16 protein-coding genes are annotated in these 15,086 nt (G+C 69.1%); 5 read left to right on the top strand and 11 right to left on the bottom strand.

Annotated elements, in window-relative coordinates; all coding sequences use genetic code 11:
* The first annotated feature begins 40 nt into the window (after positions 1–40).
* The 4 genes from FNH13_RS01850 (at position 41) to FNH13_RS19910 (ending at position 2,944) form a co-directional block, all read left to right on the top strand.
* On the top strand, positions 41–634 hold the full coding sequence (locus FNH13_RS01850; protein ID WP_143781882.1) for a UDP-N-acetylmuramate dehydrogenase: 594 nt from the start codon (positions 41–43) through the stop codon (positions 632–634).
* Positions 635–895: 261 nt separating this feature from the next.
* Positions 896–2,182, top strand: coding sequence for a cell wall-binding repeat-containing protein (locus FNH13_RS01845; protein ID WP_143781881.1), 1,287 nt, complete (start codon positions 896–898; stop codon positions 2,180–2,182).
* A gap of 117 nt (positions 2,183–2,299) precedes the next feature.
* Positions 2,300–2,758 (top strand): GNAT family N-acetyltransferase, encoded by a 459-nt coding sequence (locus FNH13_RS01840; RefSeq protein ID WP_143781880.1) that lies wholly within the window; start codon positions 2,300–2,302, stop codon positions 2,756–2,758.
* Positions 2,759–2,944: an ArsR/SmtB family transcription factor gene (locus tag FNH13_RS19910; protein ID WP_143781879.1), complete on the top strand. Its 186-nt coding sequence runs from the start codon at positions 2,759–2,761 to the stop codon at positions 2,942–2,944.
* A gap of 204 nt (positions 2,945–3,148) precedes the next feature.
* On the opposite strand, the gene FNH13_RS01830 is transcribed toward FNH13_RS19910, so the two are convergent.
* From FNH13_RS01830 to FNH13_RS01805, 6 genes are all read right to left on the bottom strand, one after another.
* On the bottom strand, positions 3,149–4,360 hold the full coding sequence (locus FNH13_RS01830; protein ID WP_143781878.1) for an ATP-binding protein: 1,212 nt from the start codon (positions 4,358–4,360) through the stop codon (positions 3,149–3,151).
* A 125-nt stretch (positions 4,361–4,485) separates the two neighbouring features.
* Positions 4,486–4,986 (bottom strand): alpha/beta hydrolase-fold protein, encoded by a 501-nt coding sequence (locus tag FNH13_RS01825; protein WP_143781877.1) that lies wholly within the window; start codon positions 4,984–4,986, stop codon positions 4,486–4,488.
* A 27-nt stretch (positions 4,987–5,013) separates the two neighbouring features.
* On the bottom strand, positions 5,014–5,262 hold the full coding sequence (locus FNH13_RS01820; RefSeq protein ID WP_143781876.1) for a putative acetyltransferase: 249 nt from the start codon (positions 5,260–5,262) through the stop codon (positions 5,014–5,016).
* Between the two features lie 51 nt (positions 5,263–5,313).
* Positions 5,314–5,643, bottom strand: a complete 330-nt coding sequence (locus FNH13_RS01815; protein ID WP_143781875.1) for a rhodanese-like domain-containing protein — start codon at positions 5,641–5,643, stop codon at positions 5,314–5,316.
* 27 nt (positions 5,644–5,670) lie between these two features.
* The gene (locus tag FNH13_RS01810; protein WP_143781874.1) at positions 5,671–6,531 is read right to left on the bottom strand and encodes an Fpg/Nei family DNA glycosylase; all 861 of its coding nucleotides are present in this window, start codon (positions 6,529–6,531) and stop codon (positions 5,671–5,673) included.
* Positions 6,524–7,645, bottom strand: a complete 1,122-nt coding sequence (locus FNH13_RS01805) for an App1 family protein (RefSeq protein WP_143781873.1) — start codon at positions 7,643–7,645, stop codon at positions 6,524–6,526. The genes FNH13_RS01810 and FNH13_RS01805 overlap by 8 nt, the downstream gene beginning before the upstream one ends.
* 86 nt (positions 7,646–7,731) lie before the next feature.
* Between FNH13_RS01805 and FNH13_RS01800 the strand changes: the two genes are divergently transcribed.
* On the top strand, positions 7,732–8,826 hold the full coding sequence (locus FNH13_RS01800) for an FAD-dependent oxidoreductase (RefSeq protein WP_143781872.1): 1,095 nt from the start codon (positions 7,732–7,734) through the stop codon (positions 8,824–8,826).
* A gap of 123 nt (positions 8,827–8,949) precedes the next feature.
* Here the strand turns inward: FNH13_RS01800 and FNH13_RS01795 are convergent, their stop codons facing one another.
* The 5 genes from FNH13_RS01795 to rfbB form a co-directional block, all read right to left on the bottom strand.
* Positions 8,950–9,792 (bottom strand): dimethylarginine dimethylaminohydrolase family protein, encoded by an 843-nt coding sequence (locus FNH13_RS01795; protein WP_143781871.1) that lies wholly within the window; start codon positions 9,790–9,792, stop codon positions 8,950–8,952.
* A gap of 3 nt (positions 9,793–9,795) precedes the next feature.
* Entirely contained in the window at positions 9,796–11,589 is a 1,794-nt protein-coding gene (locus tag FNH13_RS01790) for a peptidoglycan-binding domain-containing protein (RefSeq protein WP_143781870.1), read from the bottom strand.
* 275 nt (positions 11,590–11,864) lie between these two features.
* Positions 11,865–12,521 carry a hypothetical protein gene (locus FNH13_RS01785; protein WP_143781869.1) on the bottom strand — a complete coding sequence of 219 codons (657 nt, stop codon included), beginning with the start codon at positions 12,519–12,521 and terminating at the stop codon, positions 11,865–11,867.
* 146 nt (positions 12,522–12,667) lie between these two features.
* Complete coding sequence (locus FNH13_RS01780) at positions 12,668–14,059, bottom strand: sugar nucleotide-binding protein (protein WP_143781868.1); 1,392 nt, start codon at positions 14,057–14,059, stop codon at positions 12,668–12,670.
* Positions 14,056–15,066, bottom strand: a complete 1,011-nt coding sequence (rfbB, locus tag FNH13_RS01775) for a dTDP-glucose 4,6-dehydratase (protein WP_143781867.1) — start codon at positions 15,064–15,066, stop codon at positions 14,056–14,058. The genes FNH13_RS01780 and rfbB overlap by 4 nt, the downstream gene beginning before the upstream one ends.
* Positions 15,067–15,086 lie beyond the last annotated feature (20 nt).

The following is a 15,086-nucleotide window of genomic DNA, read 5'->3' as shown; positions in this document are numbered from 1 at the left end:
GCGTAGCAGGGACAAGACCGCGACCTGGAGGTGACGCCCGGTGAGGACGCACGATCTCCCAGACCCTCCGCGACCGGTCCGCGTCGGGTCGCCTGAGCTGCCGGGGATCACCGTCGACGACTCGGCCTGCGACCCCAACGACCTCAGTCCGTGTGGCGCTGTGGCCGTCACGGTCACGGGCGACGTGGACTGGCAAACCCTGGTGACAGCGGCCGTCACTCAGGGGTGGCCCGGCCTGGAGACGCTGGCCGGGGTCACGGGTGACGTGGCTGATGTGGTCCGGGTCAATCCGAGCGAGCACGGACAGACCCTCTCCGACGTCGTCGCTGCGGTCCGCACCTGGGATCGGCACCACGACGCCCAGCGGACGTTCGCCTGGAGCGACTGCGACTTTCGGTCGGGCGGCTCGCGGTTCGTCGAGACGCTGCCGGATGGGAGCTATCGCTATCAGGTCCTCGACGTCTCTCTGCTGTTCAAGCAGGGCGAGCTCAGTGCACCGATCGCCACCGCGCACCTGGCGACACTGCTCGGCACCACGCGGGGAGCACGCGTGCCGCTCGTTGAGGTCCGCGATGCGCTGGTGGCAGGCGCCGCCGAAGAGGCACCCCGACGTCCGCTCTGCAACGGTGTGTGACAGCGCCTTTGGTTATCCACTCAGATGCGCTTTAGCCACACCAGAGCTCCACCCTGCACGTTGCTAAGAATCCTTTTTATGGTGCCGACATAGGGGCACTTCCGTCCGGACAGCGGCCTTGCCAAATGTTGCCATTTCGTGATGGTTTTTTATTCAACTGTGACCAATTCTCTGTAGACTCCGGGGTGCCTGCGCAGCAGGTAACAATCTGACACATTCCTCTCGGGGGTGTGCTGTGACGACTCCAGAAAAGGAATCCCTGTGCGAATTGCTCACCACTTCCGAGGATGGAAGGGCGGCGCGCTGGCCGCCGCCGCCTCGGCCGTCCTCGTCATCCCGATGTTGGCCTCAGCCCAGGCCGCCGACCCTGTGCAGGTGACCCCGGCGTCCCCAGAGTGGCAACTCATCTCCCGCAACACCATCGGCAGCCCGTCCGTGACCTTTGCCAGCGGTCCCGTCGCCGACAGTGAGCTGCAGGCCTTCGGCATCGGCAGCCTCCATCTCCAGGTGGGTGGTGGCGACGAGAAGGTCGCCTACGCCATGCCGCTGAGCGAGGCATCCCCCCTGTGGGGCAAGCCGGTGTCTGAGCTCGGTGACATCAGCTATCGCGTCTACGACGGCACGGAGGGTGTCGACGCCGCCCTGCCTGGGATCCAGATTGAAGTGGCCCGCAGCGGTCTGGAGGTCGGCGACTACGCGACGTTCGGTTTCCTGCCGGGCCAGTCTGACCCCGTGGACGGCGAGCGCAACCTGAAGCACTGGGAGGAGTATGACGCCAAGGCCGGCATGTGGTTCAGCACCAACGGGAACGAGTGCCGCAACTCTGATCCCTGCACGTGGGAGGGCTTGACCGCCGCCTACCCCGACGCCGAGGTGTGGTTCTCCGCAGGCATCAGCAAGGGCCGCGACACCGCATTCAGCGGCGCGGTGGACTACGTCGTCTTCGACGGCGTCCAGTACGACTTCGAGCCGGGTGGCCAGCAGGGACCGATGGGCCCCGAGGGACCGGAAGGACCCCAGGGACCCCAGGGCGAGACCGGGCTCACCGGACCTGCCGGTCCCAAGGGTGAGCAGGGCGAGACCGGGCTCACCGGACCTGCCGGCCCCAAGGGTGACCAGGGCGGCGAAGGACCCCAGGGCGAACCTGGCGAGCAGGGCGACGCAGGCCCGGCAGGCGCGACCGGTCCGGTTGGTCCGGCTGGCCCGCAGGGCCCGGCTGGGCAGGACGCCGACCTCATGCCGTCGGCCGACGGTCCGGACCGACTCTCCGGCAAGGACCGCTACGAAACGGCGATCGCGGTCGCCAAGTTCCGCTTCCCTGACGGCAGCCCTGCCGTCTACCTGGCGCGCAATGACGAATTCGCGGACTCGCTGGCGGCGAACACCCTGCTCGGCCCGATCCTGCTGGTCAGGTCCTGCGACCTGCCCGTCGTCGTCAAGCAGTACCTCGCGGAGACCACCCCTCAGCGGGTCACCGCACTCGGCGGCACGAATGCCGTCTGTGATGACGTCCTCGACGAGGCCAAGGCAGCAGCAGGCATCAACTGACCCCAGCCTTGTCACACGATCGGCCCGTCGCGCTCTCGCGGCGGGCCGATCGTGTCCACCCGTCGACGCCTTCATAAAAGGTGGAACCGTTGCCTGCGCCCGACTACCGTTTCAGAAATGACGTCTGCGACTTTCGTTCCCCACGACTTCGACCCTCCAACTTCCTTGGTCACCGACCGCTTTGTGCTCGAGCCACTGGGCCCGCAACATAACGAAGCTGATCGCGCCGCCTGGATGTCGAGCGTTGAGCACATCCGCGCGACACCGGGCTATCCCGATGGCAAGTGGCCACCCGCTGACGGCATGACACTCGAGCGCAACCTTGCCGACCTGGAACGGCACGCCGACCACTTCGCGGCACGAAAGGGCTTCACCTTCACCGTCCTTGATCCTGCTGACGGCGATGTCATCGGCTGCGTCTATCTCTATCCCGCGTCCACGCAGGAGTATGACGTGAGCGTCCAGTCCTGGGTCCGCGCCGACCACGCAGACCTCGATGAGCCCCTGGCCGACGCCCTCGTGGAGTGGATCTCTGCCGACTGGCCGTGGGCGCGCCCGGACCGTTACGGGCGGTGAGTGGCACAAGGCGTGCAACTCCTGGCCTGGCTGGCCCGCCAGACTGATCCTGTGCCGGTGCGAGAGATCGTGGACGCCTTCTCGTTGTCTCAGTCGCCGTTGAGCCACCACCTCGCTGCTCTCGCCCGGACCTGCTTCGTCACCGCGGAGAAGCGCGGTCCCACACCGAGCCCGCGCCGACCCTGAACGGCCCACCTGCTTGGACGGCGCCACCTTTGGAGTGCCACTGCCGCCCGTTCACGGTATCTGGCCACCCAGCCGGGGGAGGCGCCGAGTGCTGCCACGCGCAGAAGCGCGAATATTCGCTGCACCCGACGACCGTGACCTCCGAAACCGCACGTGTCACAAACTCTCCAGTAAGTCGCACATCGCTTCCCCGCTGACAATCACCTAGGCCTGGGCGCGGAGATACCTCCCGAAGTGCGGCACCGTGAAGGCGATCCGGCCACGCTCCCCGGAGTAGATCAGCCCCTTCTTGAGCAACGCGTCGCGCGCGGGTGAGAGGGACTGCGGTTTGCGGTCGAGGTGCGTCGCCACGTCGGCGGTCGCGACCGACTCGATCGCGTCGACAGAGTCCGGATCCTCGGTGGCCGCGCGCACACCGAGGTCAGCCATGGCGCGCAGGTACTCCCGCTCCCCCGGGGTGGCCCGCTCGTAGCGCGACCCGAAGAAGCCGACAGCCAACTCCTCCTCCGCCTCCGGAGCAGCGACCCGCACATCCTCGTCGGTGATCGGCGTGGTCGGTGCGTGGTCCCACACGGCCTTGCCGTAGGCCTGGATGAAGTAGGGATAGCCACCGGTCGCGGCATACAACGCCTCGAGGGCCTCCGGCGAGAAGTCGGCGTCCTCGTCCTGCGCCGGCATCCGCAGCGCCTTCTCAGCGTTCTCCCGGTCCAGGCGATCGATGCGGTTGTAGCGAAACAGCCGCTCGGAGTAGGACTTGCTCGCCGAGAGCACCGCGGGCAGGTGCGGCAGTCCGGCCCCGACGATGATCACCGGCAGCGCGGTCTGGGACAGCTCATGGCACGCCGCGCAGATTGCGGAGATGTCCTCGGCCCCCAGGTCCTGCATCTCGTCGATAAAGACCGCCACGCCCTTGCCCACATCCGCGGCCAACCCGCCCACATCGGTGAGCAGCTCCACCAGGTCGATCTCGATGTCACCGGAGTCTGCCCGCCCGGCGATGGCCGGCACGTCGATGCCTGGATTCCACCGGTCCCGCAGCTTGGCGCCCGGCTGGTCCTTCTGCGCAAACGCCTTGATCACCCCGAGCACGTGGTCCAGCTCGTCCCCGCGCGGGTGCCCCAGCTCGCGGACCGCCATGTGCAGGGCCGCGGCCAGCGGCCGGCGCAGCGCCTGGTCGGGTCGCGCCTCGAACTTGCCGGTGCCCCAGCGGGCCCGCACGGCCGTGGACCGCAGCGCGTTGAGCAGCACAGTCTTGCCGACCCCCCGCAGACCCGTGAGGATCATGGACCGTTCGGGTCGACCGCGCTGGATCCGCTCGAGCACCACCTGGAAGCGGTCGAGTTGCTCATCGCGGCCGGCGAGCTCGGGCGGGCGCTGACCGGCGCCGGGTGCATAAGGGTTCCTGATCGGGTCCACGATCGCAGCGTATCCGGAGATCTATCGGAAACCTGAGATTTTGACATACATCCCCATCGTGTGTCGATCACGCAGTATGCCGGACTCTCACCCTCACGCTAGACGGCCCGATATATCCCAATCAGTCACCTGCCAACCTGCCCCCTCAAGAACTCCAGCCCACGGGGCCAGTGCGCCTCCAGGTAGGCGCGATCGTGGCCTCCCTCATCAAAGATGGTGACCGCGTGGGGCAGCTGCTCGGCCAGTGCCCGGTTGGTCTCGGCGAAGGTGTCGCGGTCACCGCAGGACAACCACAGCGGCAGTTTCCGGAGTGCGTCCAGTCGACCAAAGAGGTCATGCTGCGCGAAGTCCTCGGCACCGTCAAAGGCTCCGACCGCAGCCTCGCTCTCGGAGAAAAACACTGCCGCGCTCACTGCGGAGACGCCTAGGACTTGCTCCGGCGGCAGCCGGGTGGCGAGCAGCAGGGCGCCATAGCCACCCATGGAGAAGCCGGTGAACCCGAGACGCTCGACCGGTGCCCCCGCGGCCGCCAGCACGGGCACCAGGTCCTCCAACACCATGGTGCCGGTGTCGGTGCCGTCCGCGCGGGCGTGCCAGTAGCCGTTGCCACCATCGACCGCGGCCACCACGAGGCCGGCGGCCGGGCCGGCCGACTACAGGGTGCTCGGCGGAGCGGGCGTGCGGCGCGGTCGTGGGGCGGGCGGCGGGGGCACCGGTTTGGCGAGCAGGACATCGGCCAGGGCAATCTGCTCTGGTCCACGTCGCGTCTCCACCACGACGTGCTCGTCGTCGCGCTCGAGGAGGTAGCCGAGGGCATCCGTGGCCCGGTCGCCGTTCTCGATGAGATAGCGCACGACAACGCGCGTGCCCAGCGGCAGAGCCATGAGTCTCGATGCCGTCATATTCACCACTCTCGCATCAGCGCTAGATAAGGCTAGAAGCGGGTATCGCCGTCAGATGACGGAGGGTTCGCTGCCGTCCTCGCTGCGCATCTGCTTGCCCGCGGCGGCCCAGGCACGCATCCCCCCGTCGACGTTGACCACGTCGAAGCCCTGGTGCACCAGCCACTGGACGACACGGTGGGACCGGCCCCCGCTGCGGCAGATGACCGGCACCGGCTCGTCGGTCTCGGGGAAGGCGTCCAGGTTGTCGGGCACGGTGCCCATCGGGACGTGGATGGCGTTCGGCGCGTGCCCGGCCTGCCACTCGTCGTCCTCGCGGATGTCCACGACGACGGCGTCGTCCGGCAGGTCGGAGACGGAGATCAGGGCTGCGTTACTCATGGCTCCATCGTCACACGCTGCGCTCAGTTATTTCAGCAGTCGGCTCATCCGACGGTCCGCCAGCGGCTTGCCACCGGTCTGACAGGTCGGGCAGTACTGCAGCGAGGTGTCGGCAAAACTCACCTCGCGGACCGTGTCACCACAGACCGGACACTCCTGTCCGGTGCGGCCGTGGACCGCCATGCCCTTGCGCTTGGCGTCCTTGAGCTCGGCGGCCGGCTTGCCGGAGCTGTGCGCGACGGCACCCTGCAGGATCTCGCGGAGCACGGCATACAGCGTGTCGACCTGCTCCTCGGTGAGCTTGTCGGCGATCGCGAAGGGGGAGAGGCGGGCCGCGTGCAGGATCTCGTCCGAGTAGGCGTTGCCGACCCCCGCGATCGTGCCCTGGCTGCGCAGCAGGCCCTTGATCTGGGTGCGCTTGCCCGCCAGGATCTGCCCGAACAGCTCACGGGTGAAGTCCTCACCCAGCGGGTCAGGTCCCAGGGTGGCGATGGCCGGCACCTCCTGCGGGTCGTCCACGACGTATGCCGCCAGGCCCTTCTTGGTGCCCGCCTCGGTGAGGTCGAAGCCCGAGTCGTCGTCGAGGCGCACACGCAGGGCGATCGGTGACTTGCCCGGCCGCACGCGGGTGGTCGGCATCTTCTCGGAGAAGCGCAGCCACCCGGCGCGGGCCAGATGGAAGACCAGGTGCGTCCCGTCCACGTCGAGGTCGATGAACTTGCCGTGCCGGGCGGTCCCGTCGATCGGTCGCCCGATGAGGGAGTCCGGTGGCGGGTTGAAGGTCTTGAGCACCGCGATGGAGCCCAACTCGACATCCGTCACGACCCGACCCACGACCCGACCGTCCAGGAAGTCGACCAGGGCCTGGACCTCGGGCAGCTCAGGCATGTCCCACCGCCGCAGGGTCCAACCTGCGCAGCACCTGCCGACTCTGCACCAGGATGCGGTGCAGCAGATAGCCGTCGGGGGCCCGCAGCATCGGCACCCCGGAATAGTCCTTGCCGAGCAGCTCGTCGTTGGCGATCGGCAGACCGTGACTCAGCACCTGCTCGGCAGTGGTGAGCTGGCGGATCAGGACGGCCTCGACCGCGTCCGGGTGCTGCTTGGCGAAGTCGCCATAGATCGTCGGGTCGTGCTGCCCGTCGTCGCCGACCAGGATCCAGCGCATCCCGGGCAGGTCGCGCAGCAGGCGGTGCAGCTCGTTGATCTTGTGCTGCTGACCGCTGCGGAACCATCCGGTGTTGGTGGCCCCCCAGTCGGTGAGCAGCAACGGTCCCTGCGGATAGTTGTGGCGCCGCAGGAACCGGGCGAGCGTCGGTGCGGTGTTCCACGCCCCGGTCGAGAGGTAGAAGACCGGGGTGCCCGGCTTCTCCGCGACGATCGAGCGCAGCAGCGGGGCCATCCCGGAGACGGCCTTGCGGGCGAGCTCGTCGAGGAAGAAGGTGTTCCACGCCGCGATCATCAGGCGGGGCAGGTGCGTCACCATCACGGTGTCATCGATGTCGCAGACCAGGCCGGTCCCGACCGACGGGTCCATGATCCACACCGGCACCTCCACGGTGTCGCCATTGGCGCTGCGCACGATCCCCTCGTGCCATCCGGGCTGCAGGCCGTGGCCGCGCACCTCGAGGTCGAGATAGCCGCCCCGGTCGACGGCGGTGTCGATCTCCACCTCGCCGAGCTGGACCGTGACCGGTGCGTTGAGCGCCGGGGCGGTCAGGAAGTTGCGCCAGCCGCGCACCGCCTTGGTCAGCGCCTCGGCCGCCTGCTCCACGGCGCTCCCGCCCGGGTCCGGGCTCTCCGGCAGGTCGTCCCAGGTGGACCCGGCCTCGCGCGGCACCGCCCGCTTGAGCAGCACCCGTGCCAGCAACCGGGCATGTTCCGGGGTGCCGTAGCCGGTGTAACCGGTCACCCGTTCCTGCCAGCCGCGCCGTCTCAGCACGCCCTCCACGCGCCGGAAGATCACATCCTCGAGAACAGCAGCAATGTGGGGTCTCGCCATGGCTCAACCCTAGTGCTGCCAGGCAGTTCGGGCGTCAGCGGCAGCTCGATCGCGGTCGCTCACGCCACCTCTGGCTGGCCGGTAGCGTGCCTCCTGTGCACACCGTCGACGTCCTGGTCATCGGCGCGGGTCAGGCAGGTCTCTCAGCGGCCTACCACCTGCAGCGTCGAGGCGTGCGCCCTGCACCGATTGAGCGTGGTGCTCCGAGCGCTCCGCTGACCTATCTGGTGCTGGACGGCGAGGAGGGACCCGGTGGAGCGTGGCGTCACCGCTGGCGTTCGCTGCGGATGGCCACCGTCAACGGCATCAGCGAGTTGCCAGGCACCCCCGTCCCCGAGGTGGATCCGACCGAGCCCAGCTCGGAGTTCATCACCCGTTACTTCGCGGACTACGAGGACGAGCTGGAGCTGGCGATCCGGCGGCCGGTGCAGGTCTCTGCGGTGTCCCGTGAGGATGACGATCCGCGTGGGCGGCTGCGCGTCGAGACCTCCGCGGGCACCCTCTCGGCCCGAGCTCTGATCAATGCGACCGGCACCTGGACCAAACCCTTCTGGCCGCTCTATCCCGGTCAGTCGTCCTTCACCGGGCGCCAGCTGCACGTGGCGGACTATGTCGCGGCCGAGGAGTTCCGCGGCCAGCACGTGGCCGTCGTGGGCGGTGGGATCTCCGCGGTGCAGCTGCTCGACGAGATCTCCCTGGTGACCTCCACCAGCTGGTTCACCCGACGCGAGCCGGTCTGGCGCGACACCCCGTTCGACGCACGGGCCGGGCATGACGCCGTCGCCATGGTCGAGGAACGGGTCGCCAGGGGGCTGCCACCCCTGAGCGTGGTCTCGGTGACCGGCCTGCTGTGGACACCCGCGCTGCTGGAGGCGCAGGCACGCGGCGCTCTCGACCGTCGCCCGATGTTCACCGAGATCCTGCCTGACGGGGTGCGGCTGGCCGACGGCTCAGTGCTGGAGGTGGACGTCATCCTGTGGGCCACCGGGTTCCGTGCCGCCCTCGATCACCTGGCGCCCCTGCGGCTGCGCGGCCACGGTGGGGGCATCACGATGGAAGGCACCAGGGTCGCCGACGAACCCCGCGTGCACCTGGTGGGTTATGGCCCCTCGTCCTCGACCATCGGTGCCAACCGTGCCGGCCGAGCCGCGGTGACCGAGCTCCTGCGACTGCTGGCCTGACTCTGGCATCACCCGGCTCACCCCTGCACGCCCGGGTCGCTCGGGGCACGCGCTCAGTCGCCCCCACGGGCCCGTCCTCAGTCGCCCCACGGGCCCGTCCTCAGTCGCCCCACGGGCCGGTCCTCAGTCCCAGGGGTGCAGTCGCACGGACAGGCAGGTGACACAGCCCTCGACCTTGACGAACTCGCTCACGTCGAGGCTGACGACCTCGAGTCCGCGACTGCGGAACAGCTGGGCCGAGCGCGGCGCCGCGTCGGACATCAGCACCGTCTGCTCGCCCAGCGCGATGACGTGAGCGCCCTCCGGCTCGGGCACCTCCAGGAAGTGTGGCCACTGGCTGACGTCGTCGACCAGTGGGGCATAGCCGACCACGGTGCCGTCGGGCAGTGCCGTGACCTGGCTCTTGAGGTGCAGCGTCTTGGCGATCGGCACCGCCGTCACCGTGCGTCCGGTGCCGGCGACGGCCCGATCGAGGGCCCGGGCTCCGGCCGAGGTGGTCCGTCCGCCGACTCCGACATAGAGGGTCTGACCGACCTTGAGGACATCCCCGCCGTCAAGGTGGGCGGGCTCCGTCGAAGCTTGCCCAGCACGGGACGCCTGACCCTCCGCCGACGTCGACTGCTCAGCGAGCGCGGGCTCCTCCGTGAGTTCCACGACGGTGAGGCCCAGGTCGTGTGCCGCAAGGCGCACACCGGTGACCTCGTCTGATCGCTCCGGGGCACCGGGTGCGGTGACCACCGCGAGGTCGCCGACCACCACGAGCGCGTCCTCCACGAAGACACTGTCCGGGTGCTCGGGAGAAGGGGGAACCTCGGTCAACGCATAGCCAGCCGTGGTCAGTGCCGCGCAGTAGGCCTCCCACTGCTGCAGCGCGCGCCCCGCGTCGACGGAGTCACTGCGCTCGACGTGAGTGACCAGGCCCTCGGCAAGCCGGGGACTCGGCCGTCGCACGAACGCGCGAGGCACGGGTCAGCGCTTGACCGCAGCGGGCAGGGTCTGCGACGTCGCGACCTGCGCGTCGCCAGCCTGCGTGTCGGGAGCCTGCGTGTCCGCAGCCTGGGCCTTGTCGGCCTGCGCGCGATCCTGCGCGTTGTTGGCCTGCGTGACGCGAGCCTGCGCGTGGTCGGTGTCTGCGTTGTCCTGTGCCGACTCTTCCTCGGCCGACTCGTCTGCCGAGGCCTCCTCCTGGGCAGCGGCCGCCTCGATGGCCTGCCAGGTGGCGCCGTCGACGATGCCGGTCTGCTCGAGCTCGGCAGCAGCCTGGGCCTCCATGACGCCCTGCTGGGTGACCGGTCCGAAGATCCCGTCGTCCTCGAGCTCGAGGAGCTGCTGGATCAGGGTCACCGGCAGGCCGGTGTCCTCGATCTGCACCTCGATGTCGCGATAGGCCAGGTAGGGGTAGGCGCGCTGTTCCAGCAGGTGCCACACCAGGGTGTCGGTCGCGGTCAGGTCGTCCAGCACCAGGGGCTCCTCCTCCGCGAACGCGGTGAGTGCCTCGGCGGTCTTCGGCCCGAAGATGCCGTCGTCCTCCACGCCGAGCGCCTTCTGCAGGGCTGCGACAGCCTCGCCGCGGTCACCCTCGGTGACCACCGTGCGCTTGAACGGGCTGAACTCGGTGACGCGATAGTCCGGGAGCTCCACCGCGAGCGCCTGCTCGGGCAGCTCGGGCAGCTCCTGGCCCAGGGCGGCGGCATAGGTGAGCTGGTCGAGGACGCCGGTCTGCGGGATGCCCTGCTCCGTCTGCCACGCGATCAGTGCCTCGCGGGTCTCGGTGTCCAGGACCCCGGTCTGCTCGACCTCGAGCAGGGGCTGGACCAGCTCGACCCCGGCGCCCTGACCACCAGGGCGCACCGTGGTGTAGCCGGTGTTGGTCGGCCAGACCTCCGCCGGGACACAGACCTCCGTGCGGCGGGCCTGCGGGACGGCGGCATAGGCACCGCCGATGACGGAGCAGGGACCCTGGTCGGCCTCCTCCTCGGTCAGCGCGACACCGGTCCACCACGAGGTGCGCATGAAGGCGCCGTCCCAGGTGAACGAGAGGTGGATGTGGTCGGTGTGGTCGCTCTTGCCGGCATAGCCCTGCCAGTAGCCGGTGCTCGCGTGCCAGGAGCGCTTGTTCCAGATGATCGACTGGATGCCCAGCCGTCGGGCGATCTCGCCGTCATCGTCAGTCAGCCAGGTGACGACGGCGTCACCGGTGCGCCGCTCCTGCGGGTCGTAGGCGCTGAGCTGCCAGTCGACCGCCCGCCCGTCGTAGTGCTCGGAACGCAGATCGATGCAGTTGCGGTGCAGGGTGTAGCCCTGGTTCTCGAAGGACTGGCTGAGCAGGTTGGCCACCGCGATGACCCCGGGCTTGGTGACCGGGTCGCAGATCACATTGCGCTGGAAGACGTTGCTGGCATCGATCTCCTCCGGCAGCTCGACCCCCTCGGGCAGGAACTCGTTCTCCGGGGGCTCGGGCACGGGATAGTTCGGGTCGTCCGGGAGGGTGATCAGGGGGGCGGGGCCGGTCGCGCGACCGCCATACTTCGTGCCCCCTCCGGACTTCGAGCCACCGGTCGCCGGCGGGGTCGTGTCCGAGTCGCCCGAGCCGTTGGACCCCGAGCCGTCGGAACCGCTGCCGTCGGCCGGCTGGGTCTCGTCGGCGGGTGCCGCGGGCTCCGTGGTGCCCCCGTCGCCGGTCCCCGCGTCAGTCTCGCCGTCCGTCGCCCAGGCAGGGAGTTGCACCAGTGAGATCGCCAGCGCTGCCCCCAGCACCGCCACCGCCCCGCGCTGGATCTCGCGGTGCCGACCCTGGCCTACCCGCCGTCTTCCGCCAGCATGCCTGGCGGTGCCCCCTGAACGTGCCACTGTCGTTTAGCTCCTACCTGATCTTCACGGGACGAGGAAAGTCTGCCTGTGACTCTATTGGTCCGCAGCGTCCCTGACTACACCTGCACGGAAATCTCTTGTGTCCAAGAGCCCAAAATTTGCCAAGTTTGCGTCAACTCTGGGACTCGTGTGACTCCTGAGGCTCATGTGGTTCTCGACCGCCCGGGTCACAGGTCGGAGATCTTGGACTCCTGAGCGTCGAGGACCTCGATGACCTCGTCGTCGCTGACACCCATGCCGGTGGCGATGGCGTAGTTGCCGCCGTTCTCGCGGCCGGCGACCGCCAGCTCCATGCTCTGGCCCATGACCTCCATCGTGATCTTGGTGCCCTGGGCGTCGCCGTCGATGTCCTCGAACTTCATCGTCATGGACATGCCCTCCTCCTCGATGGTGACCTCCTCGCAGGCGGAGTTGAGTCCCTCGACGGTGTCCAACGGGTTGTCGCCGTCCTTCATGGAGGCCACGACGACGGTGACCTCCGGGGCGCCGAACGGGCTGTCGCCCTCGGAGCCGGTGAAGTCCAGCGAGGAGGAGGCCTCAAAGTCGGCGTCCAGGGAGGAGAGCGCAGACAGAGCGTCCTGGCACTCCTGGTCGAGCTCCTCGGCTCCGGGGAAGCCAGCCAGCAGGTCACCGGCGGAGTCACCGCTGTCGTCGCCACCGTCGTGCTCGGTGATCGTGCCTGCGGTGAAACCGTCCAGCGGGAACTCGGACTCCGTGAGCAGCGCGTCCCGGGTCTGCTCCTGGGTCAGCGGCTCGGACCCGCCACAGGCGGACAGGCCCAGGGCGGTGGCGGCGGTCAGGGCAATCAGTGTGGTCGTGCGCATGTGCAGCATCCTCGTTTGTCGTGGTGCACCAGGTGGTGCTTCGTTGGGTCAGTGCGACGGGCGCAGTCTCGGATCGGTTCCCCCACCTGCCCCGTGAGTCAGGTCGCCCCCGCCGGGGTCAGTATGCCGTGGTCCCGGGGCGGCCTTCAAGGCGAGGTCGCCAGATAGTCCTTCAGCGCCGCCCACTGGTCGCGCGGGACAAAGCCGGTCGCCTCGATCCGGGCGAGGTCCAGGACGCCCCGCGCCGGCCGGGGCGCGACAGCCCCGCCGGTGCTCGCGGCATACTCCTGGGTCGTCACCGGACGCACCGCCGATCCGGCCCGGCCCTCGTGCGCGAACACCGCCGTGGCCACGTCCGCCCAGGAGCCCGGCTCGCCCCCGTTGGTCAGGTGGTAGGTGCCGTGCGGGGCGTTGGTGCGCAGCAGGTGCAGGGTCGCCCGTGCGAGCTCGTCGGCAAAGGTCAGCCGGCCGATCTGGTCCGAGACCACCGTCGGCTCGGCCCCCGAGCGGGCCAGCCGCTGCATGGTCCGCACGAAGTTGCTGCCGTCGCCGACCACCCAGGCGGTGCGCAGCAGATAGTGGCGTGGGAGCACTGAGACCACGAGGTCACCGGCCGCCTTGGACTGGCCATAGACGCTCAGCGGTGCCAGCGCCTCGTCCTCGGCAGCGGCCTCTGCCGTGCCGTCAAAGACATAGTCGCTGGAGTAGTGCACGAGACGCGCCCCGGCGCGTGCGACCACGGCCGCCAGCGCGGCCACCCCGGTGGCATTGGCCGCCCACGCCTCGCGACGTCCCTGCGGCGTCTCCGCCCGGTCGACGGCCGTGAAGGCCGCCGCGTTGATCACGGTGTCGACACCGGACAGGTCCAGCGCCGCGACCTCCGCCGGGTCAGTCAGGTCGAGGTCGGCACGAGAGAGCACCTGGGCCTCGGGCAGCTCGGCGGCCAGGGCCCGGCCCAGCTGCCCGGTGCCCAGGATGAGGGTCCGCGGAGGCCGGACGGGCACGACGTCGCTCAGTCGCGGGTGGACGCGGTCCTTGTCGGAGATGCGTGCCTCCTCCAGCGGGATCGGCCACGGGATCGCGACGCTCTCGTCGGCGAGGTTGAGCATCGTGTAGCTCGCGTCAGGGCTCCAGTGCGCGTTGACCAGGTAGGAGTAGACGGTGTCGGGCAGCAGCGTCTGATAGCTGTTGCCGATGCCGCGGGGGACGAAGACCGCGGTGTGCTCGTCGAGCTCCTCGGTGTGCACCGTCCCGAAGGTCGCCCCGGCACGCAGGTCCACCCAGGCGCCGAACACCTTCCCCTGCACGATCGAGACGAACTTGTCCCACGGCTCGGCGTGGATGCCGCGGGTCACCCCGGTCGGCCCGTTGTGCGCGACGCTGTGCTGCACCGGACCGAAGTCGGGCAGACCCACCTCGGTCATCTTGGCCCGCTGCCAGTTTTCCTTGAACCAGCCGCGGGCATCACCGTGGACCGCCAGGTCGACGACGAGCAGGCCGGGGATGGCCGTATGCCGCAGCGCAGGGGCCACGGTCACTGCCCCTTGGCCGCGTAGCCGGCCTCCGTGGCTGCCTTGGCCGGGGCCCACCAGGACTCGTGCTCGCGATACCAGTCGATGGTGGCGGCCAGGCCCGCCTCGAAGTCGGTGAAGCTCGGGCTCCAGCCCAGCTCGGTGCGCAGGCGGGTGGAGTCGATCGCATAGCGCAGGTCGTGGCCCGCGCGATCCGTGACGTGGTCGAAGTCGTCGCGGTCGCGGCCCATCAGCTCCAGGATCAGCTGCACCACCGCGAGGTTGGAGCGCTCCCCGTCGGCGCCGATGAGATAGGTCTGGCCGATCTCACCCCGGTCCAGGATGGTGCGCACCGCCGACGAGTGGTCCTCGGTGTGGATCCAGTCGCGCACGTTGGCGCCCGCGCCATAGAGGCGGGGTCGGGTCCCGGAGAGGATGTTGGTGACCTGCCGGGGGATGAACTTCTCGATGTGTTGCCAGGGTCCGTAGTTGTTGGAGCAGTTGCTCAGCGTCGCCCGCACCCCGAACGAGCGGACCCAGGCCCGGACCAGGTGGTCAGCCGCGGCCTTGGACGCCGAGTAGGGACTGGACGGCTGGTAGGGCGTGGTCTCGGTGAATCGTTGCGGGTCGTCCAGCTCCAGGTCGCCATAGACCTCGTCGGTGCTGACGTGGTGCAGCCGCACGTCGTGGGCACGGACGGCCTCGAGGAGCACGAAGGTGCCCACGATATTGCTCTGCACGAAGGGGCTGGGGTCACGCAACGAGTTGTCATTGTGCGACTCGGCGGCAAAGTGCACGACCGCGTCGCCCTCGCCGGTGAGGCCGGCGACCAGCGGGTCGACGACCGCGGCGTCGGCGACGTCACCCACCACCAGCTGGAAGCGATCAGCCGGCAGGCCTTCCACGGCAGCCGGACTGGCGGCATACGTCATCTTGTCCAGCACGGTCACCCGGGTCTCGGTGTGGGCCAGCAGGTGGTGCACAAAGTTTGAGCCGATGAATCCCGCGCCCCCGGTGACCAGCACATGCCGCATCGGTGCCTCCCTCGATCCGC

Source organism: Ornithinimicrobium ciconiae, from assembly GCF_007197575.1.
Lineage (GTDB): Bacteria > Actinomycetota > Actinomycetes > Actinomycetales > Dermatophilaceae > Ornithinicoccus > Ornithinicoccus ciconiae.
The sequence above is the reverse complement of the archived record's forward strand: the minus strand, read 5'-3'. Positions and strand labels throughout refer to the sequence as shown.